The organism is Acidovorax sp. 56, from assembly GCF_002749705.1.
In the GTDB taxonomy this organism is placed as follows: Bacteria; Pseudomonadota; Gammaproteobacteria; order Burkholderiales; family Burkholderiaceae_C; genus Acidovorax.
The window spans coordinates 3,638,634-3,663,496 of record NZ_PEEV01000001.1 but is presented as its reverse complement, the minus strand read 5'-3'; the positions used below and the strand labels follow the sequence as shown (position 1 = coordinate 3,663,496).

Here is a 24,863-nt window from a genome sequence, read left to right as displayed (position 1 = left end):
GCGTTCCCTGATCATCATGTGCCCCGAGAGTTGCGGCGCTGAACAACCCCTCCCAGCGCAAAGATCAACAGGCTCAGGAACATCAGAACTCGCCAATCCATGACAGGGATAGGCGCTGGATCTGTCGCAGGGATTGCGGCAGCAATCACCGGACCACCGGGATCGCGGATCACGCCGTTGACCGTCAAGTCATCGTCACCAAGGCCCCCGTCTTTGATCGTGTACGACACCGTGTTACCGCTGATTCGCAGGTTATTTGGTGGGTACCAAATCTTTCTGCCGCCAGAGGTACGGGTGACCCCGTACTTGAGGTAGCCCGTGATCCCACGCAGGTCTGGCCAAGTCGTTGTGATGGTGACTTCGCCGCCTGGTGTGCAACTGACCAACTCAAAGTCAAACACGCCATGTGGCAGCAGGATCTGCCCCAGAACAGGTCCCATTCCAGAGGCAGGCATCATCCTGGTTGCGTCGGGGTTGAACGCACAGGAAGCGCCACCACCAGAAACACGCGCGGTAACTTGCCCCGTTCCGGTCGCAGAAGTTCCAGTGAACACCGGCGTTGGCACTGGTGCAGCCACGTTGGTCATATCAAAAACTTGTGCAGCAGAAGCGTCAGACGCGATTGCGGTGCGCACTTGATAAGCCCCGGTCACCGCATTAGCACGCAACAGCGGAGATACAGCGGTCCCGTTGACATCGGTGTTGACCAAAATGACATTGGTGGACTGGCCTTCAAACTGTGCAGAAGCCCCGCTGGACGGCGCTTCAAAGCGCACGGCTACGCCGCTCTGAGGACGGCTTTGTGCATCCACCACCCGAACAGTCAGTGGCTTACTAAACACCACGCCTGTGCGTGCTGACTGGCCATTGCCGTCGACCGCCAACAAGCGCAGCGACTGCGCCAACTGGTTCTGCAGAGAGAAGCTCACACTAGAGGCCGCCCCTTGGGCTGCCGCACTGACTTGATAGGCGCCCACACTCATGTTGGCGCGCACCCGAGGCGATACGGCAATGCCTGAAGCGTCTGTGGTGGCAAGGACCGTCACGGCACTTTGACCCGCGCCTTCGAAAGCCGCCCCAGCGCCTGTTGCGGACGCAATGACATCAAACTGCACGGACACCCCTGCCTGTGGGCGATTTTGCGCATCCACGACACGAACACTCAGAGACTTCGCAAACAAGGTGCCAACTGTGGCGGACTGACCTTGCCCATCGACAACCTGAATGGTCAGGTTTGATGCGACCAACGGATTGTTTTGCAGCGAGAACACCGCAGAAGAACTCAGCCCGTTGACGGTAGCGAGCGCTTGGAAGGTGCCCGCAACAGCATTCGCAGTCAAGCTCGGAGAATGCGCAACGCCTTGGGAGTCCGTCACACCGACTGCACTTGCATTGCCTCCAGCAAAGCTTGCGCTGGCACCCGTACTTGGAAGCTCAAAACGCACCGACACACCGGCCATGGGACGACCACGACCATCCAGCACCTGCGCAGCGAGCGCTTGACCAAAGACCTGCCCAACGATCGAAGTTTGCCCGCTACCACCAACGCTCGTGATCTGCGCAGGAGTCAGCGCAGGATCAGGAGTCCAACGGGTTTGGAGCAAGAAGAACCATCGGGCAACGTCCAACCGCAACTCCGCAATCGATGGAGCGGAAGGCAAGGTCGACAGCTGGTCCAAACTCGCTTGCAAATTCCCAAGCAACTCAATCGCAGTATTCCAATCACTTTGCTGCTGCGCCAGCTCAACTTTGCTCAGGGCATCACGGGCTTGAGCGACCGCTTCTTGCTGCTGTGCCCCAACTGGCGTGATATCGGCCAGAGCCAACTTGATGCGCGGGACCAATGTATCCAGACCCAGTACCTGCAGCGCAGTGGTCTGCGTGGCGAGCAAGCCCATATCAGACGTATCCAAGAGCTGCGATTTCGCCTCGGCAGCGCCAGAGGTCAAAGGCATCATCAACTCCAGTTTGACGATTTGCTCCTGGCCCGCAGGCAATGCAAGCGCCCATGACGGCTGCGCGCTCGAGGAAGCCCCTTGTGCAGGAGGCACCGCATCGCGATAAGTGACGCCAGACGTGAGGTCCATCTTCAGGTTGACGGACTTTTCAGCTCCCCCCACAGGGGCAAGGCTTCGGGCTTTGACTTTCAGGCCGAACACGGAGCCCGCCAAAGCAGGCTGAGTCTTCGGCGCAGGAGTCAATGCGAGCAGGCGTTGCTCAGCAAATTGCGACCAAACGCCGCCGCTCGATGCAGCGTCGAGCAGATCAAAGCCCGCCAACAGGGATTGACCCAGACCATACACATGCGACGCGATGGCTGGCTTCCCAGAAGCGACATAGACGCCATCCAAAGTAGCAGTATTCAGCTGTAGTGGGTAAGCGGCACCGAGGGTCGGCATCGCCGTACCACCCGTCAACGCGACCTGGAGGTCGCTGCCCAGAGTGGGCTCTTCAAAGGTTGCGCCAAATACATCTGAGACTCCACGCATAGAAACTGCGTTTCCTCCGTCCAAGACCACAGAGTCACCTCTGCGCACCGCCGCGCGGACCTCAGCCTGGGCCGTGGCATCCAGACTGCTTGTGCCCCCCGCAAACCACAGGACGTTGTATGCACCGCTGCGCATGGCAACTCGCCAATCCCCCGACTGGGTCACAACCAAAGCCCGGATAGAACGCGCTGCGAACCAGGCGCGAGCAGCGTCAGCCTTGCGCACAGCACAAGCTTCTGCGTCTTGAGACGAGCTAACTTCTGGACATTGGCTCCACACCAGCACCTGGGTCTGCGAGTACAACTCTTGCGCAATCTCCGCGCCACTCTGCGGATCCTTTTGCACCAGCAGGTTCACGCGACTTTGGTTGTTGTCGCCCACAGGATCTTTGGTCTGCGAGCCAATGGCTGCGGTCCACGTGATGGAGCGGGACTTGCCGTCGCTCAAAGGTTGAGCAAGGGCATGCACCGTGAGAGTGGCCGACTGGTCCTTGGACAAAGCACCGACATTCCAAACCGATCCATCAAATGCGCCCAAACTCGCCGTGACGATCTGTTGAGACAGTCCAGCCGGAAGAGCCGCTTGAACCGTTACGCCTTGCGCTGTGTCAGGACCCTTGTTGGTCGCAGTGATCGTGACAATCGCTGTCTTGCCGGGAATCAACTCGTAAACGTTGGACTGCGCAGTCACCGCTACATCTGCCGATGAGGTCTGGCTGCTACCGTCAACTGGCTTGCGCTTGGAAATCACATAGCCGCTGGCATTCGTCCCTGCGAGGAGCACGATGTCACGAATCAAACCGTCCGAGGCAACACCACCCGCACTGCCTACAACCCAAGTTCCATTGATCCAACCGCTGCGCTCACCTGCTTCCAACTGGTACCGGCCTGGCATCAGGCCGTTGTACGAAAATTTGCCTTGAGGATCTGTGTATGCCTGAATCGATACATTTCGGCCCTGGGCATCAACCCCCTTCAGGGCAACCATGAGGTTGCCTTCAGGTGCTTCGCCCGCATCACGCACACCGTTGCCGTTCGCATCAAGATAGGCCGTGCCGCCCAACGAGGCTGTAGAGCTGTCCGAGAAAACCAGGGTGTACTGTCCCGTCGTGTTGCTGTCAAAAACGTGGACGTAGTAACTCCAGCTCAGGTCGCTGTTGCGCGACTTGGAGAGCCAGAAATTTTGAGCGAGCAGTTGTTTGCCATCGCTGCGCAGTACTTGAGCAAGCACACGAGAGCCGCGCGAAGGGTCGGGTAACTTGACATGCACATGGCCTTGAGTTGCAGGAAACTGCAATGCAAGGTTTCCGCCTGAGACGGCATTCAACGAAGCTGCGCCAGACAGGTTAAAAACCGGGTTATCTCCGCCTTGGGAGTCGTAGACCCGGTAACCGTCGCCCTGTTCAGCCAAGAAGTCATCAACGTCGTCCTGGCCGGGCAGATCGACACGAACATCGCGAACCAATTTGTGGGTCACGACTTCTTTGATCAGTGATGTCACCGCTCCACCCAAGGAATCGGCATGGACAAAGCTGGCGTTGAACTGTGTAAACCTACCCGCCAGCGTGGTCTGCATCAACCACCGCCCCATCTTTGCGCTCTGCGGCGCGATATCACCAAAATCCAGCAACAGGCTCTTTCCGGCGATCGCGTTACCCACGTATCCACCAAGGATGGTGAAGTCGATCAGCAAACCCTGGCGGTTTTCCACGATCTTGGGTTGGGCAGATTCAATTTGCAACTTTGCTGCAGTGCCTGCTCCAACGTTGGCAACTCGAACCCCTAGCGTGAACGGCTCAGATGCTTCTGTCTCCGGCGTGAATGGGTCGTCCCCGAAAACATCCGTGGGCAAAAAGTAGTCAAGCCGCAAAAGCGGCTGAGGACGGACAACAACGTAGTCGGGCGTTACTTCAACGGAGCTCGTCTGACCGTCCAATGTGTAGGTGACACGCGCGCCGATATAGTAGAGGCGCCCTTCCGAGGTGGTACCACCAGCGCCCTGCGAGGGAATGATCAGCCAACGGATATCAGCGGTAGCTTTTGCCGCCAAACTGGCACTGCCATCGATTGCCGTCAGACCCGTTAAATTGTCTGTACGTACGAAGAAGGAAGCGCCTGATGCATTGGCATCGGTTGTGGCGACAACATCGTTTTGATCCTGATCTTTGAAGAGCAGGTCGATCTTGACGTTGGACAGAGCGCTCGTTTCCAAGCCGTTTCTGATGACCATGTGGGCATCAAAAGCCTGGCGCTCCAAAGAGAGCTTTTGCTCGATGACGATTTTGACTTCGGCACAAACCGAATCTTGGGCATTGGCTGAGCGCCCCCATGCACCGCATAACGCGGTCAAGACCAGAACGGTCATCCACAGCCAATTCAGACATGCGCGCGCTGACACGCCGAGTTGGTTAAGTCCAACCCGCACCCCTCCCAAGCGCATATGCGCACTCCCTGATGATGCAGTTACGTGGCGCCTAGGGACGCTCTGGTTCGCAACTTTGTTTGTGTAGTTGTAGTAAAGCGTGCGAGCTTATCGCTTGTTCACATTTGATGCGAAACAAAATGTTAACAGATTGATTTTTGTTAACAATTCATCACACCAAGTCATGCCAAATCTTCATGTAAGCAGTAGGTGAATTTTTGGCATTTCCAGCAGATTTCATTTCGCATTTGTGCCGTGAAGACATCCATATCCTCAACGCAAGTTACCTGCTGCGGGTATTCATGCTGCTGGACTGACCGGTCATCATCACCGGAAGGCGCAATAGCTCACGATGATGAGTTCCCGGTAGATCATCGCAAGCGGGAACGATTTTTACGTGGACGACATAGGCAACCGATCGGTTTGCAGTATCTGCCCAACCGGGCAACCCCTACTAAGTTGATTCATTCCGAGCGCGTGTATCGCCATGTTTGAAATAGAGCAAAGCAAATCACAGACAGTCCGATCAGCTGAAACAATGAGCCGATGATTAAGTCGCGATTTAAAAGGCCCCAGCGGCTGAATATTTCAGTCCAATCGTGATCCCCACCACCAACCAACGGAAGCACTTGAGCTCTGGCGTCCTTCATATACCGAGCAACGTTCAGGAAATTTTCTCCAAGCCAAATAACACAAAGCGCCCATCCGGCACTCTGTCGTTCACGGTAAAAATGACGGACGAAAAGAGCAGGAAAAAGTAGCTGAAACAATGTTCCGCCGTATACAGAAAGCCGGTCGGAAAAGAAAGCAACCAGAGGATGCCCCGCCTCATGAAGTGCTAGGTTTGCATGATCCAAAAACGGCACCCATTTTTCTTGTGTAAAAAGGTGCAGCCAAACCAGCCCAGCGCTTGATCCGAACAAACAGAGTAGCCATGCACGCGAAACTGGCGACCAGTCTGGTACGTTTTCTTCAAAGTCGTAGCTATTCATGTGGCACGATCTTTATGGTCAGGAGCGGGCACACGGGACAAGCTGCTCCGGCTTAGGGTTTAATACTTAAGCTTGCTCTGTTCTGCTTCAACGTCCGCTCTTTCGGCGTGACGGTTCCAGTTATCAGAGATCTCCGTCAACATCGCTGAAGTTCGAGGGAAGTTCCTCGTAGCATCTGCCCAGTCTTTGTACGTTGCGGCGAACCGCCGCTCTTGGTCTCCGCCTTCGTTTATACCCTTGCCAAATACGCCGCGTTTATTGAAGCATTCGATCGCGAATCCGCGTTCAATCTGGGCAGAGGCGGCCGTTTCGATCACTCGACACACTGGGGAAGGAGGCCAGAAAAGCTCTTCGGCGTCCTTGGGTGCATGCGCCAAAACAAAGCCAATGCGTTGATCTCCGATCTCATCAAGCCCCTTCTCGGCCGCAAGCTCTCTAGCCTTCGTCACCCAGTTGGACAATTCACCTACGTCGATCTTTCCATCCAGCATTCCAGGCACAGTCGTGAATGTTGACAACACCTCGTACGACATCCTGGCACGCGCCTTCATCTCGTCACTAAGAACCGGCTCTTCTGTCGCCTTCTTGCTTTTGAAGATGTGAGACAGCACTTCGACAAACATTTCAGGCTCCGACGCCAAGAGGCTGTATATCGTCAGTGGTTCGCTGTCATGGCGCAGAACTGAGAGATACGCGTACTCCAACTTTGCTATTTCCATCTTCTCGACATCGCTGCGCGTTCTCAACTCCTGCAATGTCAATCCGACGTCGTAAGAAAGCATGTTTCCCTGACGCTTGATCCCATCGCTCACCTGTCGAGCACCTTTAGCAAGTAGGTCCACAAGGAGGCTAGACGGTAGATCAGTGCTTCGTTTGTGTAGCATCCCTAGGACTTCGATGTCACGCTCGACGCTTCGGAGTTGATCGATCGCGAAGAGCAATTCATCGATTGAGCCTTCGAGCGGTAAACGGCTCATGTGGCGCCAGTACTGATCGCGTACCTCGCTGCCAAGTGCGTCGACATAGGCCCAGGTCGATGGTGTAGCGGACCATCCCAAGAGAAGCTTGGCTTTTACCGAGCTGTCTGCAACTCGCGAAAGTACGCGATCGTGGAAGGAGTCTTTCCATTGGTCTCTAAAATTTTTGAAACCAGATGACGAGACGTAGTATGACAAACGGGGAGGAGCGTCGGGCTCCAACGCTCCTTGCATCAACTCAAACATCTGCTCGATGGTCAACGGGACTTCATCCAGAACTTGGCCTAGAAGATCCGGCAACTTGACCATCTTCGCGAGCTTCAGGATGCCCGGTACGCCGTCTCGCGCCAAGACGCGCTGAATGACTTCCTTGCGCAAGTCGGTGGCGTTTTCACGGAATTCAGCATTCGGGGCGTACTTGCCAATGTGCGGAGTCCAGTCATCGAAGGCATGGCGGTCCGATACCAAAGGATCAGTTGGTCGATGTCGCTCGACCACACTCTTCAGTGCAGAGATATCTTCCCCAGTCAATGCCCAGTCTGAATCGCTAAAGTACTCATTGCGTACCGCCTCGTCTTTGAGCTCGTGCCAGATCGCGCGGCCTTCGGCCGTCTGGTTCGCTGCAAGGTAGCTATCAATGTGTGCAAGTACCTTCGCGCGATTCAGTGACTGCAATTGCCCCATCGCCTTGACAAGGACGGCTAGACGGCTTTCGTCTTCACCAGCAGCGACAAGGGTGCGGTCCACGACGGCAACTTCAAAATCCCATACCAACCCGAAGGTAATCTCCTCGGGCTGTTCTGGCGCGAGATCGCGCAACTTTGGATGTTGCGTGGGCGATGATGAGTCGTGGTGCCGGGGGAGAAGTTTCTTGAGCAATTGCCAGCCGACGCAGGGACACGCCGCAAGGACCGCATCAAGACTCGCAATGCGCTGAGCCTGAAATGCGAAGGTGTTGGGCGACCAACCCAACAGGATGTCGCGCAGACTGTTAATCGGCCGGTTTACGTGGTTCGAGTCCGGATCCGGATCCAGTTGACCAAGCTTGGCGAGCACCACCACTGCACGGTTTAGGTATCGTGGGTCCCAGGCAATCGATTCCAGCGCCCAGAGAAAATGCACGTGCGTGCTCGACGGGCCGAAATATCGGTCCCGCTCTGACTCGAAGATCTGTGCGACCTGCTCAGGGGAGCCCTCGAGCATAGACTCGAGGGCCTTCAAAAAAGGGTTGGGGGCAGCCTCTGCGAGTAGCGCAGTCTGATCGCCCATGCGAACGATTGAATGGTGTGACTTACCCCAATCGGGCAACGCGTTAATTACCTCATCAACATACTGCTGCGGCGACCGACCCTTGAGGTGTAGATCTGCCACCTTGTGCATTGATGCGATTATTAGCAACGTCAACGCAAGTCCATCACGCAGCCACCGGCTGTGATCAGATGTAGCAGCTTTGGCATGATTGAATTTCTGGTCGCGGGACGGTTGCTCAGGCTGCTTCCCAAAAACCTTGACTATGGCGTCACGTAGCCGCATCAGGTCTTCTTCTGTGAGCTGACGACCATAGAAGTAGAAGGCATCTACGGGCGCGCGCACTTGCCAGACATCTGCTTCCCGATCGACCGGGCGGTCTGGTATGCCCAATGTCGGCATGAGGGCTGCCTCAATCGCTCCATAGTTAGCGTGGCCTCCCAGTTCCTTCAGCACCTCGCAGTCAGCATCAAGATCGCTGGACCAACCGCCGGCGAGAAGCGCGGGCTTCAGCATAGGCGCCTGGCTCACCCATACCGGGTCAGCAACCGGCGCATTCCTGATGAGTCGCTTCAGGATGATCAAGCTGCGCCCGCACCTGTGAGCCAGTTCGTAGCCCTGTCCATGATCGAGGCCCATCTCAATGAAGCCCGGCACCATGCCAGAGGCAGTTGGCCTGTTCAACACAGGACCACGCTTGGCTTGGGCACCAGTTGCAGCCGACAGCACCGGGCAGTGCTTTGCGAGGACACCCACCAGTGCCTCAGCGGCGCCCGTGGCAATGAAAGCCATCTTGGCGTGCATAGCTAAGAAGCGGGCAGCCGCCTCCGAGCGAACGATCAAAGTCCTCGACTCCAATGATTCGCGTGTGGCAGGCTCCGCGCTGCGTATTGCCGCAACTGCGAAAGCGATGACTTCTTCGGATGTTTCGGCGCCTAGCATGAAGGATTCAGGCTGCCCCATCAGCCTAGCAATGAGCGCGTCGGCCTCCTGCTTACGATCAGCGATGACGACCTTCTCGCTGAGTTGCGGCTTGAACTGCGTGCTGAACTCTTCCCAGTACTCATCCGTACTCAAGGCACCGTCCTGGGGCGCATTCTTGAGAACATTGCGGGCGTAGCGGGCAGCAATCGCCGGATGGTCCTGCAGCCATTGAACAAGCTGGACGCCGTCAATGTACTTGACGCCCTTCCATTTACCCTCCCGACGCCGGTCATCCTCCCACTCCGGAATCTTCTTCGTCGGCGTGTCCCAGGAGCCAAGATTGACGAGGATCAGCGTGTTATCCGCCATCTCTGCAGCGGGGGTCTGTCCGGTCCTCTTTTCATAGTCGGAGCTAGCCTTCGATGCGCCTGGACCAGTGCCAAACTCCCACTTCGACTTGCCTGCCGGAACGAAGCCTTTGGCCTCAGTCGTTTCGAGGTCTCCATCCCAGCCTCTCAGCTGGCTAGCCTCGCCGCTCGGGAAACGAAAGCGCGACGCATCGTCGATGGTCATACGGATCAGATCCGCCAGCATGGCCATCACCATTTCGCGAGCGTTCAAAAAGGTAGCCCAAGTTTCAAGGCCTTTTACGTCGATCCACTGCACGTCTACTTCCTCTCCAGGTGTCTCCCGCTCCTGGCAGGTCTGTGTTTTTGACTAAGGTGTAGTCGAGATTTTGCATGAGTGCCAAGCGTATCCAGGACATCACCGAGTACCGCTTTCACGTCGAGCGGATGGCGCTATACCCAAACGCTTGTTGGGTGCGGAACATGTGGCGCAGTCGAAGGTCGGCGCGGTGGCTCACTCCGGGCTCGGCAGCAAGCCTGACCGTCGGCATCAGTCTGGTCCAGCCCAAGGCGCGACCAATCAGCCTTCGCGGAAGGCGGTTGCCTCAACCAGGTGTCTGCCCTGACTTGGTAGACGCCGCGGGCTTCACCAGCCGCCCGATCTCACCACCGCACGCACTGAAGTTGCTGGCGTATTCCTCTGGGCTGTCGAACTGCACCTGGGCTTGCATCAGGCGGCTGAGCTCCTGTTTCGCGTAGACCAGGATGCCCGCGCTGCTGCCGCCCGAGGCCCAGGGATAGTCCAGCTCGCGGAACTGGCGCGCGATATCGCGGTGAATGCGCACATGGGTCTGCTCGTGTTTCATTACGTGCGCATAGGCACAGCTGCCCGGCGGGATCTCGCTGGCCACGCGCAGCACCGGTTTGATGTAATCCAGCCGCACGACGACGCCCTGGCAACTGGTCTGCGGCATCACCGCCAGCTTGGTCTCGACAACGACGTGGCCGAGTTGCGTACCGCTGCGGCCAGCGCCCGCGCCGATCTTCGTCAGTTCGGCGGACGGTTTGGCGTTGTCCACTTCCGGGTCGGCGAACCAAGCCGCACTGAAACGCACCGCCTTGTCGCAGGGAGGCAGGTCGGCGGACTGCGCCTGGAAGCAGGCGCTGACCAGCAGCAGAGCGAGGAGGCTTTTCATCGTAACCTTCTGGCTATCGGCAAGACGCGCTTGTCCTGAAGCGGTGGGCGCAAGGCGGCTAAGGCCACCCAAGATCGCGACCTTGAACGCGCCAAAGCAATGGCTCTGGAGTTGCAAAATGAGCAAGATGAAGACCCGTCCGTTTGGCATGGCCAACTACCTCACCGACGATGGAGAGGCTGCCGCATACCTGCGTCAAGTGCTGGAAGATGGCGACCCTGAGCTGTTGGCTGCTGCACTGGGAGACATCGCCAAGGCCCGAGGCATGAGCCAGCTTGCACGCGACACAGGGTTGTCTCGCGAGAGCTCTGTACAAGAGCCTGTCTGGTGAACGTGCGCCCAGCGCAGACACTCTTTTCAAAGTCATCCATGCGCTGGGGTTCAAACGGACGCTGGAGTCAGCACACGCCTGAGCTGTTGATCTCCGTGCAAACCTGACCACCCATACTTTCAAGATTCAATCGGCGCCTACAAAGGACCTCTTTTTCAAGAACGTCCCAGTTCAAAGGGAGCTGGAGGCCACGACCGCCTCAGAGAGAATGCGCCGCTGTTCATTTTTTCGCCATGTTCATTGCAAATGAACACGCACAATAAATGAACAGATCCCGAAGAAGCCCATGAGCACCCGGCCGTGGTTCGTCGTATTGGGTTTGCAGCCAACGGGCCGCAAGATCACAATGCCACATGGCCCACCTCAGCGAAACATCACCCCCGCAAGAGCTGGTCAATCTTGTGCTGCAGATCGTTGGGGAATCAGGCTGCACGGAAGGATTCAACGCCCAGGCCTGGCTGCAAGGGTGGCTCGCAGCGCCACTGCCCGCCTTCGGAAACCGCCGTCCAGGCGACCTACTGCAAGAACCCGGAGGGCTGGCCTTGGTCCAATCGACGCTGCTGCAAATCCAAAGTGGCAGCTACGCCTAGTCGTTCCAAACAGATCTAGCCCCGTCGCCGCACTGGCTCGGCCGTCAGGCATTTGCGGCTTGGCGAATCTTCTTCTCTGCCACGCGCGGCCCCATCCGCAGAGCTTCTTCAATCTTCGCCAGCTGCTTGGCGCGTGGGTGGGCTTGGCCTTTTTCCCACCGGGAATACGACAGGGGAGACACCGCCAGCAAAGACGCCATCTCCAGCTGGGTGGCGCCAAGGGCCTGGCGCATCTGCGCCAGCATCGCGGGATTGAACACAAACGCTTGGCCCGAGGCCCGCTTCGCCACTGTGGGCTGACCAGACGGGAGGGCAGTTTGCACTGCCTTGGTTTGGCGTTGGGCCGCCTTCAGTTGCGAGGTGAGGTTTTTGACGTCACGCTTCAACGCCGCAATCTCTGAGCGATGGCTGGTGATCGCCTTGCGCATGCTCTGCAACTCTGGCTTGAGCTCTTTGCGCGCCATGCGAACCACTTCAGCCCGGAATGCGTTGGAAAAGGTATTCATACGCCCGATGGTATCTGGGATGGAATCCGCAAGCATCGCGCACAGCAGCTGGTACGTTGCATCTGGAAGGCTTGGAAAGATCAAAGCATCCTGAGCTTCTCTCTCATTCATTCGCCCCTGAGCAGATTCCTCAGCCCTTTGACTTGGATGCCCTTTGCCTCTGTTGTGTGCCTTTGAGCATTTGCATGGGGCTGATGGAGACACGCGGCTTGAAGCTCTCAAGCCAAGACGTCTTGCCCAGTGCGCGAACCACCCGGATCAGCGTTTCCACACGCGAGCCCGATCCTTCCTCAAGGTTTCGCAGGGTCTGCTCTGAAATCGCAGCCTCCGTGGCCAAGACCTTCCTGGTCAGGTTCTTGCGCAATCGCTCGTGACGGATCTGCTCTCCAAGATCACGTTCAAGTTCTGAGGGGGTTCTGTGCTCCGTCATTCAACCTATGAATTGTCATGCGTTAAGGCCAAATGGTAGCCACAACAGCTCGTTCTTTGATGCGGCATGCCCGATGACTTGAGTGTCTTTAACCTATGCAATTTCATAGGTTGAATGCCAAAAGAGCCTGTAACACCCAACTTTCTATAGATTGACGGCAGGAAGAAACGGGTCAGCCTCGGAAAAAAGAAGGAGGCGCCGCGCAGGTGTACTGCGGTGACCTTCGGGGAAGATCGGCGCTGGTGAGACATGCAAAAAACCGCCCGAGGCCAATGGCCAGAGGCGGTTTTTGCTTGGATGCCCAGGCAGGCCTGGGCGACCTATTCGACCTATTACTTGCTGGCTTTGTCAGCCTTGCGCTTGGCGGCCTTGGGGTCCACCACGGCCTTGAACTTGGCACCGGCCACGAACTTGGGCACGGTGGTGGCGGGGATCTTCAGGGCTGCGCCGGTGGAGGGGTTCTTGCCCGTGCGAGCGGCGCGCTTGGCGGCCTTAAAGGTACCAAAGCCCACGAGTTGGACAGCGTCGCCCTTCTTGACGGCGGTTTGCACGGCATCAATGAAGGACTCCAGCACAGCTGCGGCAGCCACTTTGGAGAGGTCGTGCTTGGAGGCCAGGATTTCAACGAGATCAGCGCGGTTCATAGGTGGTGAGTGGGTGAATGCAAAAGAGGTGCTGTTTATACCGCCGCCTGCTGTCTGGTGGGGACGTGGTGGGGAAGCAAATCGCAACAATGAGACTGCGGGGCACCTGGTTCCTAACATGCGCATGTTGTCGACCATGCGCATGGTGCAAATGTTGGACACGGATCTCAAGAGGGGGCCTCGCGGGATACACCCCGGAGCAACAGAAGCGCAGCCCCGAACGATACCTAAATATAGATTTCGATAGAAAACTATATTTAGGTATCGTTGCTCCGAGACATGCCAGCGCCGTGGCTCCTCGGTGGCCCGACCTGTGTGCCAACATCGCCACTCCCCTGGAGGAGGCTGCTGGCTAGCCTGCAGTTCGCAGAATCCTCAGCACAACTGGCGCATCCTCTCCTTCAATTGCTCCCCGGCTGAAGCGGTGAGGCCCGTCTTGCCATTCACCAGGAACAGCGACTTGCAAAACGGCCGAAACAACCATGAGCGGTCATCCAAGGCCAGCCAGGGCAGGTAGGCCATGTCGTTTGCCCTCAGCCACGCCTGGCACTCGGCCTCCCGCTCGTAGCTGGCAAGGGTGGAGGGAACATCAACCAGGGTGTTGAAACGGGGAGTATCTGCAATCACTCTGGCAGCGATGTCTTCAGAAAACCGGCTGCGCAGTTGGTCAAGTGGCTTTAGCAGCCGCCAGGTGCTGCTGATCACCACCTGCCACTCAGGCGCTTGCCGCAGTGCGTCTTCCAGTACGGGCAGGCAGCTGAAGTGTTTGGACTCATGGCAGTGCTCGGGGTGCAAGACCCCATCAAAGTCCAGAAACAGTATGGGCATTCAACCTTTCGGAGACTGTCCGTCAGTAGGTAGGGGCCAGCTTTTGTTTTCCGGGCTCACTGGCCCAGCGTCACAAAGTGCGGGCAGTGGTCCGAGGGAACAGCATCCTGCGGTGTGACGATCATGGGAGTGGTCTCTCCTGTGCGTCGGTAGGTATACCGGTTCATCACAAAGCTGGTCTTGTTCAGCCGCTGCGCCAAAGCCGCAGACACCAGCACATGGTCAATACCGTCATGGGCCAACGAGGCCACCTCGTCCACGACCTTTTTGCCATCCTGACGCTTGTAGGTGCCTGAAGACTTGAGAACGCAGGCTCCCCTAGAGTTCTCTGGGTACTGCCCCCGCACCATCTTGAGCTCGGTGCCTTGTGCGGTCGTGAAGAAGGCGCGGATCAGACTTGCCCCTGCTGGCTTGTCGTCACTGATCTCGGGCAGCAGTCGCTCTACGGGCGCTGAGCATTCGGTTTTGCCGCGCTGCGCATTGAAGTCGCATGTCAGGGGGTCCTTGGGGTCCGTGTTGTCACTGCGGGCCGTCTTGCTGGCTTCTCCCTGCAGGTTGCGGTTGAAATCTCCGAGGACGACGAACTCTTCCTTGGCATCTGCACGCTCTTCGATCCAGCGCTCCAGCACCGGGACCTGGGCGAGCATCGCGTTGCACTCCGACTGCAGGCGTTCATAGTCCTCAGCGGTGTGATAGTCCCGCTTCACAGGGTTGGTGATGTCCGCAGAGCGGCATCCGGCCTTCAGGTGCACCCCCAGAAAGCGAACAGGCTTGCCTGCGACATCGGCCGTGAAGTCCAAGCCAGGTCTGACGGCATGGCGAGTGAGACCGACCTTGGAAAGGTCTCCATACGTTTGTACGTTCCTGACCCGGGCAGGATTGTCCTTGGGGTATGCCACTGCCAGTTGCTGAGGAATGTCTGGGGAGCCTGCCATGCCTTTGGTGGAGCGCACTTCCCAGTGGGGCGGGAGGATCTGGCGCACGGCGTCTTCATCGAAGACTTCCTGCAGGACCAGTACATTGACTTTGGCCTTGGCCAGCTCAGCGGCCATCTTGCGCAGGTGCTGGAGCTTGATCTCGTACTGGGACCAGCTGCCACTCAGGTCCAGGCTGACGCGGCATGGATGATTGGGCCCGTAGCGGGGAGCATCGGGCCAGCCTTCGCTCTTGCTGGCGTCTTCGATCAGGCAACTGTCGGGTGGGAAGACCATGCCGTTGTGCACATTGCAGTACGGTAGGCCCTTGAGTTCTTCACGGGCCTTGTCGCGCAAGCTGGCGTCCGTGATCTTGGAGACATCGGAGGGCCATCCATAGCGCTTGCAGGTGCTGGTCCAAGTGTCATAGGTGGGCTTGGCCATCAGCCAGGCCACGTTCCAGGTCGCCACCGTGGTTTGCGCAGAGACTGCGCAGGACATCATCCCCAGGGCCAATACGGCCGCAGACGTTTTCCATCGTTGCATGGTGTTTTCCTCCCTGGGGCGCATCCTAGAAGACGTGCTGCACGCGGGCAAGCGCAAAATGCCGCCTGACCTGCATACCTGTCGCATCCCGGACGATCATATGGCCGCTTGTGAAACAGATCCGGCCTCTCCTGGTACCACTGCTTCATGGCCTGCATCGGCGTCTTGCTGCCCAGTGCTGACTGCGGCAGCTGGCAATTGCTCTATCCCATCACCGAGCAATTACTCCCAGATCAATAAATTGAACAGATCTGATCTATTCAACACGAGCTCCCCAATCAACATATTGGACGCAGCGCACAGCGAATAGGGGTGCAAAAGACTTGGTCTGTCAGGGACGCTGTAAGGCATTAGGGGGAAGCTGTCGATCCATGCGAAGCAGAAGCACAGCGTCTTCGGCCACTTGCCAGTCAGCATTGCCTATCTCTGGTTTTTGGGATGGAACGCTGAGCAGGCTTTTCAAGCCACTTCCCCAAGTTGTGAATTGAGTTTGAGCCGCTTCAAGTACGCCAAATCGTGCCGCTGGATCGAGCATTAGAAGAAAGCCGAGAACCGCGAGGCCATTGAAGAAGCGTCGCTGTGCCACCTTGATGAAAGTGAGTTTCGTGTTGATAGTGTCCCGGTTGCGCCGCCCCTGCAGCAAAGTTTGTTGAATCAGCACTTTTTGGAGATTCAGCCTTTTTTCTTTGAACTGAACAATGTCCTCTACCCCTATAACGTGGTAGCTGGCAACGGCAAGGGTTTTGAGGGCCCAGTAGGCAGCAGTGATGAAGTACAAAACCGCCAGGGTAAAAACTCCCGTCCACAGATAACACCCCCATCCCGAAGAGCAAGTCACCGACGGCGCAGTACTGCCGATAGCCCACGTCATCAATGGAATCAAAGCAGCAACAGCAGCTATGAACGTTGTTGCACGAGTTTCTGCTCCTGCCTTGCGCTTGTCTTCGTAAGCTGTGATGTGTCTGGCGGCTTCCAAATACAAAGACGCGTCCGAGCCACCGAGATCCTTCAACCCCAAAATGCTCTGATCCAATGCGTCATCATTTTTCAGAGTCTCGGCAAGCAAATCTGCCGGGAACCGTTCAGGCCGTGGCCAAACCACCTGCAGCAGCTTTTTCATTCGCGATCCGCTCCAATTCAGCCACAATAGCGGCGGCAATAGGATGTCCTGTCCGCGTCTCTATCCATGCCCACTGACCATTTGGATTAATCTCAAGAAACCAAAGCTGTTCGTCCAGATCCAGAACAAAATCAATTGCGCCGAAACGAAGGCCCAAGCTTCGGGTGAGTGCCACACATTTCCGGGCAATCTCCTCTGGGAGAGCGTATGAAGAGTGCACTAGATCAGGCGCGGAAGACCTTCTCCAGTCCACCTCAGTTTCGGGATGGGCTTGTGAGTCGATCGTGGCGGCAAAAACCATCTCACCCACAACCGTTGCGCGCACGTCGTACCGTTTTTTGACTTCCCGTTGAATTATCAGTGGGCAAGCCTTGATGGAAAGCGGATCTGTTTGATCATTGATCTGAATCCGCGAAGTGAACACTATCTTGTCAGTGGGAGATCCCTTCAAGACAGCGTTTCGTAAAGGCTTGCCTACCACCCCTCCCTCGGCGGCAAACGCTCCAGCAGCAGTTGGCGAATTGCCAATCAAAGTTTGAGGTATGAGAAATCCAAATTGCCTAGCTGCTGCCAATTGCCTAATCTTGTCCTCTGCAAGTGCTATCGCATGCGGTGCGTTTAGCCAACGATTGCCAACCGCCCAGTACATTGATTGCAGTACCGCCTGCCACTCCCCTGCGCTGTATGCCTGCTCGGCTTCTGCAACATCTAAAAGTGTTTCGGGAGCCCCGGGGCGTCGGAAGTAAGCTGCTTTGACCTGAGACAAATCGAGGGAGACGCCGTCGAGGTCAAAGTGCCATGAGTCATTGAGTCCAGGCTGGCAGTAGAACGTTCCTTTGGGGAGGTCCTCGGTATTGAGTCTGAAGTATGCAAGTCCTTTTCGCTGAAGCTCGAGTACTACGAAATCGCTGGTCAAATCTCTCTTACTGGTGACGATAAGGATCATGGGCTACTTCAGTCATCACGTTCCGTGTTGGCGAACGTCTTCGTAACAAGGCCGAGCATGTCGATGCTGAAGCTTTGGTCGTCCTGCTCCACTTCTGCTTTCGTTTTTGTTTGTAGCTCTAGCAAGGTGGGGTCAGAACTGTCGTCCCGCTCGATCTGCGCATCAGTCTTCGTGGTCAACTCCGCCAAACCTGATACTGCTTCGATAATTGGTGTTCCGTCCACGAGCCACACATGCCTTTGCCCACAGTACTCTCCCGGCAACTGCTCGTTTCCAGTCCGCTCGGTGGCCGTTCCTGCCAGCAACGGGCTGATTCTCCCGATGGGAGCGGGCTGCAAATGGAAGTCTGCCATATCTCGTCCTTGTAGGGTGAAGTCTTACGGTATCTTATTCGCAAAGCCATGGAGCTTCGCCAAGCTCACATCCACGATCACACGGTCCGAAGTTCTATACGCGCCCCGGTGAGTCCGATTTGAGTGGACATCAGCCCCCCGTCTTCAATTAAACACACTTTAGACTGGAAATCTGCAATGGCGGCATGAATCTCAGTCGCTGGTAAGGGGCAGCGTAACGGAAACTAGCACCGACAATCGAGGTTTGAGTTCCTTACGATTTTCCGCATCTAGGAAGCCCTCGTGAACCCGTTCATATAAAAACGGGCGAGTCCACCGCATACACAATGCCTACGTCAGGTTCTGCCAAAGAACCTGACTACGACGATTCAATATACATCCAACGAAGAGACGAACGACAGTGTCCGCAACAGTAAAGTATCACCTACTTGGGATTTAGGAAGGGCGGAAATGCGAGATCCATACGAGAACATTTTGATCGGGACTTTTTTGTACAGCCTAGGTATCGTCTTTGGCCGAAAGTTTCCAGAAGCGGTTCCTCCCGGAATTGTCAATCTACTACAGCAAACCCCTCTAGACGGGCCGCTCGCAGACGTTCACTTGAACTATCCGGGCATCGTAAGGCTTATCGAGTTCAAGAGGGTTTCGAATTCGAGCAATAAAGAGCGCGAGAAGCGTACAACGCTGGAACATCTCATCGCCGATAAGCCAGATCTGCAAGAGGTCTCTAGAACCGTTCACTGGTATATAGAAACCAGTAAGGCGTTGGTTGATTGGTCAACCCGCATCACACCGTATCTAGATTTTGGAAGTATGGCTAACGGCAAAAGTTCTCTGATCGAGTTCACGACATCTATTGCTGAGGCCGTGGCATGTGTGAAGTCAAACGAAAGGGACAAAGCGGAATGTGACCCCGAAAAGGTGCAGCTCTACCTGAATCTCCTTGCAACGACATGTGGAAAGGATAGTTCGTCTTCCGGTGTACTTGTCATGGTCGGCAAAGACGGTGCTCTACGCTATGTCGCCTTGGAGAACTTCCGTGACCTGCGTCTCGAGCTATCAGTTCACAGATCCCACACCGAAGAATTGAGTCAACAGGTACAAACGCAGAGAGCAATGGACTCAGGTCTGATCGATAGATCGCGGGAGCAGTCCTATGAGCCCTGATGAACGCTGGGACCAAGTCGATCAAGTGGCAGATATTTTTCACAATGCCATACATCAGGCAATTGCGCTTCAGAGCGCAGCGCAACGCAGCAATGAGCAATCGGCGAATGCAGCGGCGCTATTGCGAGAGTTAGGACAGAAGTTGCCTGCTGATTTGGCTGCTGCGGTGAACGCGAGGTTAGAAGCTGCAGCAAAGTCGGCAGCCGAGCAGATGGTTCAGAAATGGTCCGCGGCAGACGCAGCCGCAGCTTCTGCTGCTGCTGTCTATAGGAATGCCGAATCTCGATTTACATGGAAACTAGTCGCCTGCCTCATTTCGAGCGTTGTCGCTATTGGCATAGTGTTCAGCACCTGGATTTTTTGCCTTACCCCCACCGAGGCAACACTGCATGCACGGAGAGAGGAGCACCGCTTTTTGGTCAGCGAGATTGAAAGACTTCGCGGTGTGGGTCTAGTTGACATCGCTCAATGCGACCACTACGGTCACCTGAAACCATGTGTGCGAGTCGCTCCCAGCTCACCTGACTTCAAGGGCGGCTACAAGCTCCTTCCTGCGAAGTAAGTGCCCCAAAAGTGTGAAATACCAGAAGGTTGGGTTGTTAGCCATGATAAGCCCAGCGTCTCGTTCCTGGCCCTTTCTGGTGCTTCATTTCAATGGCATTCTTTTGCCCATTCAGGCGGAATGCGCTTACCGCCCAATCCTTGTCGTCGTAATCCGTCTCGTACATATACAGCCGCTGAGTCACAAGAAGCTGCAGTACGCCCATCACACACGCGTTGTCCGCTTCATCCCGAGTGAGACGCGTGATCTCGAGCCGCGGCAATCTCCCAGGCCGCTGCAGCTCCTGCGATAGTTTTATAAGCCTGTAGGCGCATGTCGGCGAGGTTCCCATCACGTCCGAAACGTTGTTGGAGATCTCCTTCGACGAGAGATGCATCCCTGCTTTCGTGATGAAGATGGTAGAGATAAATCGGAGCAACAATCCGATCGCTGTTCTCGTAATCGCTTCGGCATCCTCCCTGGTCAACTCCTTGTCGCCGCTCTGGAACTTGTGCGAGAGTGCTTTGGACAAACCAGCGGTGTCTTTCTCAAACACATCGAAGAACATCCGAATAGCCCGCAGCGAACCGTCGAATACTGCGCGAATGGCCTCAGCCTTCTTGGCACGCGAATAGTTGGGGAACTGGTGGGTCAACAACGCGCCAGCTACTTCGACCGATTTGAACAGACTGATCAATTCCTGAACACTGTTCTTGGGTTGATCGACCGCATTGGGAGCTTCAGCCAAATCGTCTTTTCCATCGTCCCTTGAATCCTTGGCAAGCGCTTGTTTACGCCGGTAGTCCTTTGGGTTCTGCGCTTGATAGCTGACGTCAGGGGCATATGAAATCAGTTTTGCGACGGATTTAACGTCCTCCTTGGACAAGGTAACAGGCTTCAGCGCCGGAAAGTGCTCGTTCAACGAAACGACCACGTGGTCCAGGACTTTGCTGTTCGACGTGTGATGGGCAAGAAACAAAATCGTATTCGCACACTCGCGGACGTAAAGATTCCGCATGCAGTAGATGATGTAATCCTGCACCTCCTCTTGGTCGCTTATGCTTGCGAATCGCCCCAAGAAATAGTAGTAAGCGTAGGGGTATGTGAAGTACAGCGAGTCGGCATCCTGCTCCAGCAGACGGGATGCCAAGAGAACCTCAAGCAGCTCACGTTCGTCCGTCTGTGTCCAGTCTGCTGAGTAAACCGCAACAAACTCATTGAACTGCGTCACGGATATCCGCTGCTGATCTCCGTAGGACTTGATAAACCAACTGAGATGCGTCGCGGCTGCCATGTAGGCTTCCATCTCGTTGGGTTTCACCCCCCCTTTTTCGAACGCGCCAATAACCAAAAAATAGTAGTAGTGCGCGAAAGATGATTTCAGCAACTCCTTAGTTGCCCCGGATGCCGTCGCTTGCAGAAGCGAGAGAACGAAGATGGGGACGGTTGACGCCACATGCTGGATGCGAGCTGACTCAATCAGCCTTTCGGCCTCGTCGCAGGTCGCGAGCAGTGCGTTGTTATCTTCGGTTCCATTAGCACCGATGGAGTTCCATTTTTCAACTAACTCTGCCCGGCGCTGGTACCCCAGCGGAGAAATTCTGTAATGTTCTGTTTTATGTTCCTCTAATTCCTCCTCCGCATCAGGCTCGGCATTCGTTTCGCCAAACAACTCAGCGAGTTGATAATTTTCCCCAACGGTAATGAAAGCTCGACTGAAGTGTTTCTTTAGCTTCCTGAAGACTGCGGAAGAGGTCTGAGTGTTTAGCGGGGATGCGTCCAAATCGTCAAGATAGATAACTTTGGATGCGAAATCGGATTGGTTGTAGGACTCCTCAGCAGCCGCTCCGTACTGCGCGATGACAGCTCCTCGAATCAGCTTCCTAATCTCGGAGTCGGCGCCGCTTCGCAGAGCCGCGCCTTTGATGAACAGTGGCAAGGCACCATTTACGTGAGCCTTCTGAAGGAGGACGTAAAGCAATCGAGTCTTGCCTGCATTTTCGGCCCCTTCGATGATCACGTCGAGACCCGGCTTTTTTAAGTCGTTCAACGTTTTTGCACTAATCTTGCCAAGTCTAGTCTTTGAATCCTTTTCGTCTCGCTGAGCTCGACTGTCCAGATCCGGATAGACATAAATATCCTGAAGTGCGACCTTCTGGCCAGACGGATGCTTGAGCGTAGCGCCGACGTCGGAAAGGCACGCCTCCCACTCCGACGTGAACGGCAACTCAGACGTCGCCTTGGACTTCAGGTTTCGGTAATCAGCCCACTCTGCGGACGTGTTCTGCCGGGAGTATCCCGCCCCTGACAGCCTATATGTTTCGAATAGAAATGTGGAGTCGTCAATGTTGCAAAGAACAACGTTAAATCCGGACTCGGTGGGATCGTTTCTCTGCTGAAGAACAGCCCCCTCAATGTAGTTGCACCCTCCGGTCCAAACCTCGTCGGACGACCGCGCATTGGCGTAATGTTCATGGCCAGTGAAAATGAAATCCTCCAGCCCGTGCATGAAACTGCGAAACTTTTGCACATTCGTCTGGCTGAACCATGAAAACGGGTGATGGAGGATCGCCACTCGCAGATCTGGGGCAGCATCGACACGCGCTTCGACTTCGTAGTTCTCATACGGATAGTAGAGATTTCCCTGCTGCTCATGCCTCGTCGACACCCAACTCGCATTCAAGGCATCGAATGCGATAATTTTGCCTGCGACCTCGATCTCGTAGGTCTCCCAAAGTTTGTCGCCACGCTGTGCGGCCGGTGAGATTCTTTTCTTGAATACCACGTATTCGTCCTGCACCGCCGTCGCAAGCTCGACGTAACTTGGCGGAACAGAGGGCCCCTTCTTCGCGGCGGCCACGGCAATGACGTTGCGCGCTTCCTGATCTCCGTCAAAGTTGCAGTCGTGGTTGCCCGGCGCTACCAGGACTGTCACAGGGACTTGGCACTGAGAGGCAATGCTCGCTTTAATCTTCTCGATGAACTGCTCAGCCAGAAGATACTGAGACTGCCGCCCGGACTGCGCGATATCGCCGGACACCAAGATAACCACATGATTGGCGGCTGGTAGGTGAACATATGTGCAGGCCGCTATCTTCTCCGCCTTGGACAGGATATGGTCATCGCTTCGGTCGATATGGATGTCACTCAGATGCAATATCAGTACAGTCACTTAAAGAGTCTCCAAGCCTCGGAAAAAATACTTCTACTGTATCAAGATGAATCTTGCGCAAGAACGGGCGGTCGCGTTCCTCCCTGTGGTGTGAGTCCACAATTCGGACAGACCCAAGGCCAGTGGTACGGGGTGCAACAGCGCCACGCTGAATGTGAAGATCGACTACCCTGCCGGTTCGCTCACCGGACTGCAGCCACGCAAGTACGGCCCCAGCGCGGCCAATGCCGCCCCCAGCTGATTTACCGACGGCACCATCACGGGTGACTCTGTCACTTATTCGGTGAAGGACAACGATGTGGGGGATAACGACCTGACGGCTGGGCAGATCAAGGAGCCCTTTGCACTGGCGCTGCCTGCGGCGGCACCTGCCCTCGGTGGCGTGGCGTCCATTCCAACGCTCAGCGAGTGAGATTGATCTTGCTGTCTATGACGACTTTGGGAATGGGAGTGCTCAGTGTGCGTCGGCGCTCTTGGTCAAAATGAGCTCAGTGGGGGCAGACTTTTGCACTTGGTCTCGTGCGGGCAGCCCCATAGAATCAATTTTGATCTTCTCCCAACCAAAGCTCGCTCAACATTGAGCCCCCTGCATGCCTCTTCCACTCGTACTAGATCGATTCTTGCAGGCCCAAGAGCCTGTATGGCTGCGGATACAGAACGAACTGCGGGCCGGTAGAAAGCGTACTCACTGGATGTGGTTCGTGTTTCCGCAATTCAAGGGGCTTGGGCGCAGTGAGATGGCTGCCCGCGTTGTTCACCAAGAAGTCAAAGCGCTCGCGCTGCCAGTGGGTCTGCAGCGCCTGCGTCAGTTGGACGGCAAAGCCTTCAAAGCTGCGCACATCGCCCACATCCAGCGGCAGGGCCACGGCGCGGCGGCCCAGGGCTGTGATCTCGGCCACCACGGCCTGGGCCTCAGCGGCCTGCTGGCGGTAGGTCAGCACCACGTCAATGCCGGTGCGGGCGGCGGCCAATGCGGCGTTGCGGCCCAGGCCCCGGCTGCCGCCGGTGATGAGCACGATGGGGGTAGAGGGCGATGCGGAAGAAGCGGTGGAGGTGGTAGATGTGGTCATGGTGCAGTCCTGGGGTCTGTTGCCCAGTCACACCATGTGCCGGGCTGGGGTGAACTGTATTGGCGCAAACAAAACGAATAAATGGCGCAAAATCAGATTCATTGTCTTAACAAGGCGAACAATGAACCCCTTGGACCGCATGCAGATCTTTGCCCGCGTGGCGCAGCTGAGCAGCTTCACCCAGGCCGCACAGGTGCTGGGCATTCCCAAAGCCAGCGCCTCCCTGGCCGTGCAGCAGCTGGAGGCGCAGCTGGGCACGCGCCTGCTGCACCGCACCACGCGGCGCGTACAGCTCACACAAGACGGGCAGGCGTATTTCGAGCGCTGCCGTGATGTGCTGGACGACGTGGACGAGCTGCAAACCATGTTCCACCAGCCCGAAGGCACCGCCCTGCGCGGCCGGGTGCGCATCGACATGTCCACCGGCATTGCCCGCCACATGGTGCTGCCGCGCCTGCCCGAGCTGCTGCAGCGCCACCCGCAGCTGGAGGTGGAAGTGAGCAGCACCGACCGCCGCGTGGACCTGGTGCGCGAGGGCTTTGACTGCGTGATCCGCGTGGGCCCGGTGGCCGAGCCCGGCCTGGTGGCCCGCCCCCTGGGCCAGGTGCCCGTGGCCACCTGCGCCAGCCCCGCCTACCTGGCGCGCCTGGGCACGCCGCACACGCTGCAAGACCTGGCCCAGCACGAGCTGGTGCACTACGTGAGCACGCTGGGCACGCGGTCGGCCGGGTTTGAGGTGCAAGAGGGCGGCGCCACCACCTTTTTGCCCATGGGCGGGCGCGTGACGGTGAACAGCGCCGAGGCCTACCTGGGCGCATGCCTGGCCGGGCTGGGCCTGATCCAGGTGCCCCTGCTGGGTGCGCAAGACCTGGTGGAGCAAGGCCTGCTGGTGCCCGTGCTGGCGCAGCACCCACCGCCGCCCATGCCCGTCACGCTGCTGTACGCCCACCGCCGCCACCTGCCCCAGCGCGTGCGCGTGGTGATGGACTGGCTGGCCGCCGTGGTGCAGGCCAAGCTGGGACAGGCGCCTGCACCACACGTGCATTAGCTATATTTTTGATAGCTGCCAGCGCTTTATCAAAAGGGGCTGGAGACCATTTTCATTAGAATC

At 56.6% G+C, this 24,863-nt stretch carries 19 protein-coding genes and 3 pseudogenes; 7 read left to right on the top strand and 15 right to left on the bottom strand.

The features are described from left to right. Window positions 1–14: 14 nt before the first annotated feature. The 4 genes from CLU88_RS16235 to CLU88_RS16220 all read right to left on the bottom strand — a co-directional run bounded on the left by CLU88_RS16235 (window position 15) and on the right by CLU88_RS16220 (window position 10,720). Window positions 15–4,853: a choice-of-anchor U domain-containing protein gene (locus CLU88_RS16235; RefSeq protein ID WP_158235615.1), complete on the bottom strand. Its 4,839-nt coding sequence runs from the start codon at window positions 4,851–4,853 to the stop codon at window positions 15–17. 521 nt (window positions 4,854–5,374) lie between these two features. After that, window positions 5,375–5,902 carry a hypothetical protein gene (locus CLU88_RS16230; RefSeq protein ID WP_099657476.1) on the bottom strand — a complete coding sequence of 176 codons (528 nt, stop codon included), beginning with the start codon at window positions 5,900–5,902 and terminating at the stop codon, window positions 5,375–5,377. Window positions 5,903–5,961: 59 nt separating this feature from the next. Next, window positions 5,962–9,717, bottom strand: coding sequence for a hypothetical protein (locus CLU88_RS16225; RefSeq protein ID WP_099657475.1), 3,756 nt, complete (start codon window positions 9,715–9,717; stop codon window positions 5,962–5,964). A gap of 286 nt (window positions 9,718–10,003) precedes the next feature. Beyond that, a complete protein-coding gene (locus CLU88_RS16220) occupies window positions 10,004–10,720 on the bottom strand; it encodes a hypothetical protein (RefSeq protein WP_158235614.1) in 717 nt (238 codons plus the stop codon). On the opposite strand from CLU88_RS16220, the gene CLU88_RS16210 reads away from it, so the two are divergent. Together CLU88_RS16210 and CLU88_RS16205 are read left to right on the top strand one after the other, a co-directional pair. Further along, window positions 10,713–10,925, top strand: a complete 213-nt coding sequence (locus CLU88_RS16210; RefSeq protein WP_369827657.1) for an addiction module antidote protein — start codon at window positions 10,713–10,715, stop codon at window positions 10,923–10,925. The two genes, CLU88_RS16220 and CLU88_RS16210, sit on opposite strands and share 8 nt — an antisense overlap. A 353-nt stretch (window positions 10,926–11,278) precedes the next feature. Then, window positions 11,279–11,515 carry an MbcA/ParS/Xre antitoxin family protein gene (locus CLU88_RS16205; protein WP_099657473.1) on the top strand — a complete coding sequence of 79 codons (237 nt, stop codon included), beginning with the start codon at window positions 11,279–11,281 and terminating at the stop codon, window positions 11,513–11,515. A 44-nt stretch (window positions 11,516–11,559) separates the two neighbouring features. Here the strand turns inward: CLU88_RS16205 and CLU88_RS16200 are convergent, their stop codons facing one another. The 9 genes and pseudogenes from CLU88_RS16200 to CLU88_RS16160 form a co-directional block, all read right to left on the bottom strand. Further along, window positions 11,560–12,132: a helix-turn-helix transcriptional regulator gene (locus CLU88_RS16200; RefSeq protein ID WP_233205506.1), complete on the bottom strand. Its 573-nt coding sequence runs from the start codon at window positions 12,130–12,132 to the stop codon at window positions 11,560–11,562. 19 nt (window positions 12,133–12,151) lie between these two features. Next, on the bottom strand, window positions 12,152–12,451 hold the full coding sequence (locus CLU88_RS23555; RefSeq protein ID WP_099657471.1) for a helix-turn-helix domain-containing protein: 300 nt from the start codon (window positions 12,449–12,451) through the stop codon (window positions 12,152–12,154). 332 nt (window positions 12,452–12,783) lie between these two features. After that, window positions 12,784–13,095 carry an HU family DNA-binding protein gene (locus tag CLU88_RS16190; protein ID WP_099657470.1) on the bottom strand — a complete coding sequence of 104 codons (312 nt, stop codon included), beginning with the start codon at window positions 13,093–13,095 and terminating at the stop codon, window positions 12,784–12,786. 375 nt (window positions 13,096–13,470) lie between these two features. Further along, window positions 13,471–13,923: an HAD domain-containing protein gene (locus CLU88_RS16185; RefSeq protein WP_099657469.1), complete on the bottom strand. Its 453-nt coding sequence runs from the start codon at window positions 13,921–13,923 to the stop codon at window positions 13,471–13,473. A gap of 56 nt (window positions 13,924–13,979) precedes the next feature. Then, entirely contained in the window at window positions 13,980–15,383 is a 1,404-nt protein-coding gene (locus CLU88_RS16180) for a hypothetical protein (RefSeq protein ID WP_143226030.1), read from the bottom strand. Between the two features lie 80 nt (window positions 15,384–15,463). Next, window positions 15,464–15,583, bottom strand: a pseudogene (locus CLU88_RS16175) (IS481 family transposase); the annotation flags it as partial. Window positions 15,584–15,714: 131 nt separating this feature from the next. Further along, a complete protein-coding gene (locus CLU88_RS16170; protein ID WP_099657467.1) occupies window positions 15,715–16,503 on the bottom strand; it encodes a hypothetical protein in 789 nt (262 codons plus the stop codon). After that, window positions 16,466–17,449, bottom strand: coding sequence for an MvdC/MvdD family ATP grasp protein (locus CLU88_RS16165; protein WP_099657466.1), 984 nt, complete (start codon window positions 17,447–17,449; stop codon window positions 16,466–16,468). Before CLU88_RS16165 ends, CLU88_RS16170 begins: the two co-directional genes overlap by 38 nt. Before the next feature lie 8 nt (window positions 17,450–17,457). After that, the gene (locus CLU88_RS16160; protein WP_099657465.1) at window positions 17,458–17,802 is read right to left on the bottom strand and encodes a hypothetical protein; all 345 of its coding nucleotides are present in this window, start codon (window positions 17,800–17,802) and stop codon (window positions 17,458–17,460) included. Window positions 17,803–18,252: 450 nt separating this feature from the next. Here CLU88_RS16160 and CLU88_RS16155 point away from each other — a divergent pair, with 450 nt between their 5' ends. Together CLU88_RS16155 and CLU88_RS22840 are read left to right on the top strand one after the other, a co-directional pair. Then, entirely contained in the window at window positions 18,253–18,969 is a 717-nt protein-coding gene (locus CLU88_RS16155; protein ID WP_099657464.1) for a hypothetical protein, read from the top strand. Next, on the top strand, window positions 18,959–19,531 hold the full coding sequence (locus CLU88_RS22840) for a hypothetical protein (RefSeq protein WP_143226029.1): 573 nt from the start codon (window positions 18,959–18,961) through the stop codon (window positions 19,529–19,531). Before CLU88_RS16155 ends, CLU88_RS22840 begins: the two co-directional genes overlap by 11 nt. Before the next feature lie 37 nt (window positions 19,532–19,568). Here the strand turns inward: CLU88_RS22840 and CLU88_RS16150 are convergent, their stop codons facing one another. Beyond that, the gene (locus tag CLU88_RS16150) at window positions 19,569–22,682 is read right to left on the bottom strand and encodes a metallophosphoesterase (RefSeq protein ID WP_099657463.1); all 3,114 of its coding nucleotides are present in this window, start codon (window positions 22,680–22,682) and stop codon (window positions 19,569–19,571) included. A 283-nt stretch (window positions 22,683–22,965) separates the two neighbouring features. Here CLU88_RS16150 and CLU88_RS23410 point away from each other — a divergent pair, with 283 nt between their 5' ends. Then, complete coding sequence (locus CLU88_RS23410) at window positions 22,966–23,094, top strand: hypothetical protein (RefSeq protein ID WP_255410668.1); 129 nt, start codon at window positions 22,966–22,968, stop codon at window positions 23,092–23,094. Between the two features lie 178 nt (window positions 23,095–23,272). Next, window positions 23,273–23,374 (top strand): annotated as a pseudogene (locus tag CLU88_RS23550) (DUF1810 family protein); the annotation flags it as partial. A 48-nt stretch (window positions 23,375–23,422) separates the two neighbouring features. On the opposite strand, the pseudogene CLU88_RS16145 reads toward CLU88_RS23550, so the two are convergent. After that, window positions 23,423–23,752, bottom strand: a pseudogene (locus CLU88_RS16145) (SDR family NAD(P)-dependent oxidoreductase); the annotation flags it as partial. Between the two features lie 121 nt (window positions 23,753–23,873). On the opposite strand from CLU88_RS16145, the gene CLU88_RS16140 reads away from it, so the two are divergent. Further along, entirely contained in the window at window positions 23,874–24,800 is a 927-nt protein-coding gene (locus CLU88_RS16140) for a LysR family transcriptional regulator (RefSeq protein WP_099657461.1), read from the top strand. The last annotated feature ends 63 nt before the right edge of the window (window positions 24,801–24,863 follow it).